Consider the following 3,027-nt stretch of genomic DNA (forward strand, 5'->3'; position numbering starts at 1 on the left):
ATCCGGTTCGGTGGTCAACATCGGGTCGGGCGCCGGGGTCGTCGGAGTGCCGCTGCGGGCGCACTACACCGCGGCGAAGACCGGCCTGATCGGGCTGACCCGCTCGCTGTCCAAGGAGCTCGGCTCCCGCGGCATCCGGGTCAACTTGGTCTCCCCGGGAGTCATCGAGACCGACCAGGCCGCCGGCATGCCCGAGGCCGCCCGAACGGCCTATACCAACCGCATCCCGCTGGGCCGCCTCGGCGAGGCCGACGAGGTTGCCGCGGTCGTCCTGTTCCTGGCCAGCGACGTGTCGTCCTACGTCAACGGCGCCACCTTCACGGTCGACGGAGGAATCTGATGACATCGACCCCGCCCTTCCGGATCATGCTGACCATGCGGATCCACCCGGGCCGCGAGGCCGAGTTCGAGCAGACCTGGCTGCGCATCGGTGACGCGGTCACCTCCCACCCCGCCAACCTGGGCCAGTGGCTGATCCGTTCGGAGGACGAGCCGAGCACGTACTTCATCACCAGCGACTGGGTCGACGAGGCGCAGTTCCGCGAGTTCGAGACCAGCGAGCGACACCTGGAGCACCGCAAGGCGCTGCACCCGCTGCGCGCCAGCGGATCCATGGCCACCGGCAGTGTCCTGACGCACCTGACCGGCACGGCGTCCCTGCCGGTGCCGGCGGCCGGCTAGCGTCGTGGGAGCCGGTGGCGAGGTGGCGGTCCGGGTGATGCTCTGGGCCGTCGATCCGCCCGACGATCCCGGGGCGGTGGAACGCGCATACCATGCGATCAGCTCCAAGCTGGTCGGCACCCCGGGGCTGCTCGGCAACGCGCTGCGGCGTTCGGTGGCGGACCCGTCTCGGTACGTCGTGGTGAGCGTCTGGTCGGGCATGACCGAGTTCAGCGCCTGGGAGCAGGGGGCGAACCATCGTGGGACGACCTCCCCGCTGCGGCCTCTGCAGGATCCCGAGCGTCGCCCGGTGATCTACACCGAGGTCGCCGCGTACGGCCCGCAGGGGCCGTTCGGCGAGGCGCCCGCGGCCTGACCCCACAGTCGCATGGCGTCGGCCGCACCGTCTGGGGTGGGCGGCGCGGCCGACGCCATGCCATCTCCCGCCCACGCCGCTGAGCGTGCCTGGTGAGTCCGGAAAACCAGCGAACGAGCCGATCGCATCAGCGAGAATTCCGCAGCGACATGGCGCGGGCCGAGTTCGCCTGTGTGCAGTGCGGGCACACCGCGGACGCGGACGAGAACGCGGCCGTGTTGCGCCCGACGGCGACTCCCCGAACCCCGGGTCATCACCGTTCGGCTGCTGTGACACTCCGTATCGGCTGTGGCGTCGGACTGCGCCGCCCGGTGGGGGTGCGGCTTCTCGGTGTAGAAATGCGCGGTCCGGCATGGATGCGCCCGAGGTGCCCGGATGCGTCCTGCGGCCGTGGGGTTCGGCCCGGCCCGGGACGGTGTCAGGGGCGGCGGGCGGTGGACCGGCCATGGTGGCACGGCCGGGAGCGGGGGGATTTCGACGTGCCTGACTCGTCCGCGCTGGACGTTCTGATCGGCCTCGCGCTGCTGTTCGCCGCATTCAGCCTCGGCGTCTCCCGGATCAACGAGGCTGTGCTCGGCCTCCTGCACTATCGGGGTCGGCGCCTTGAGTCGGAGCTGCGCCGGCTGCTCGGCGGCCGCCCGCCGGGCGGAGCACCGTCCGATCCGGGGGACGCACCCACGGACGTCGCCGCGGAGCTGCTCGACGGGCCCCTGCGGGCCATGCGCACCGCCGGCCGGGATGCGACCTCCGTCGACATGGCCGATCACCCAGCGGTGCAGCGAACCTGGGCCGCGGTGAGTCGAGCCCGCCGGCTGCGGCTGCCCTCCTACGTGCCGTCCACCGCGTTCGCCCGGGCCCTGCTCGACCGGGTCGACCCACCCGCCCGGGCCATGCTGGCCCAGCTACGCCCGAACGCGCTGCCCGCGCACATCGCCGACGAGATCCGCGAGCACTACCAGATCGCCTACGACGCCGCCCGGCGCTCACTCGACGAGGGGTCCGCCCAGGCCCTGTATGACGCGATGCCGGTGGACCACCCGACCGAACGGGTCGTGGCCGCCGCGCTGATGTCGGCGGTCGGCAGTGGGACGGTCGGGACGCTGGAGGACGGGCTGACCGCGTTGCCGCCCTCGCTGGCGAAGGACGCGCTCACCGCGGCCGTGATCCGAACGGGCGGTGACAGAGAGAAGATCATAACCGAGCTGGCGCAGTGGTACGACGATGCGATGGACCGCCTGTCCGGGTGGTACAAGCGGCGGATCGCGGTGTTCCTGCTCAGCTACGCGATCGTCCTGTCCGCCGTGTTCAACCTTGACGCGGTCGCCATCTCCCGCGCGCTGTGGCAGGACGGGACCGTGCACGACGCGGCCGTGACCGCGAGCCAGGCCCAGGTCGGCCAGGCGGCCGCCGACGGCAGCACCACCGCGAACTCCACCCCCGGGGACTCCGCCACCACTGGTTCCGGCGATGCGAACTCCGGCGATGCGGGTTCCGCTGCCGGCGCGGGTGACGCCGTCGAGCGCGCGATCAGATCGGTGCAGGACGCCTCCGGCCTGGCCCTGCCGATCGGATGGGTCCAGAGGAGCGACGACCGTGACGACCCGCGGGAGGTCCCGCACACGGTCGGCGGCTGGTTTCTGAAGATCGCCGGTCTGGCCATCGCCTGCTTCGCCCTCACCGCCGGCGCCCCCTTCTGGTTCGAGCTGCTGGGCCGACTGGTCAACATGCGTGCCGCCGGGCCGAAGCCACGGTCGGCGGCCAGCGGCTGACCGGCGGTGGTCGGCGGTGCCCGGTGGTGAACGCAGCGGCTGCCTCGGCGGCCAGTCACCTCGCGGTCCATCGCCTCGACGAGGCCGACGAGGAACTCGCGACGCTGTTCGGCGAGCAGACCGGCGACGAGATCGACAAGTTCGCGCGCTGCGCCTGGCGGGAGGGCCCGTTCGGACTGCCGGTCCCCGGGCAGGGCGACCGCGCGATTCCGCGGTGCCGGG

Annotated in this window: 5 protein-coding genes; all 5 read left to right on the top strand. The window is 72.3% G+C overall.

Annotated elements, in window-relative coordinates:
* Positions 1-340, top strand: a 340-nt coding sequence (locus tag G6R25_RS22955) for an SDR family oxidoreductase (RefSeq protein ID WP_163554533.1), incomplete at its 5' end; no start/stop codon positions are given.
* Entirely contained in the window at positions 340-681 is a 342-nt protein-coding gene (locus tag G6R25_RS22960; protein WP_163554534.1) for an antibiotic biosynthesis monooxygenase family protein, read from the top strand. The genes G6R25_RS22955 and G6R25_RS22960, both read left to right, overlap by 1 nt.
* 37 nt (positions 682-718) lie before the next feature.
* Positions 719-1,036, top strand: a complete 318-nt coding sequence (locus G6R25_RS22965) for an antibiotic biosynthesis monooxygenase family protein (protein WP_205447387.1) — start codon at positions 719-721, stop codon at positions 1,034-1,036.
* A 479-nt stretch (positions 1,037-1,515) separates the two neighbouring features.
* Positions 1,516-2,805 carry a hypothetical protein gene (locus tag G6R25_RS22970; protein WP_163554536.1) on the top strand — a complete coding sequence of 430 codons (1,290 nt, stop codon included), beginning with the start codon at positions 1,516-1,518 and terminating at the stop codon, positions 2,803-2,805.
* A gap of 26 nt (positions 2,806-2,831) precedes the next feature.
* A partial coding sequence (locus tag G6R25_RS22975; protein WP_235949478.1) for a flavin reductase occupies positions 2,832-3,027 on the top strand: 196 nt, incomplete at its 3' end.

Origin of the sequence: Candidatus Frankia alpina, assembly GCF_902806485.1 — a bacterium.
In the GTDB taxonomy this organism is placed as follows: domain Bacteria; phylum Actinomycetota; class Actinomycetes; order Frankiales; family Frankiaceae; genus Frankia; species Frankia alpina.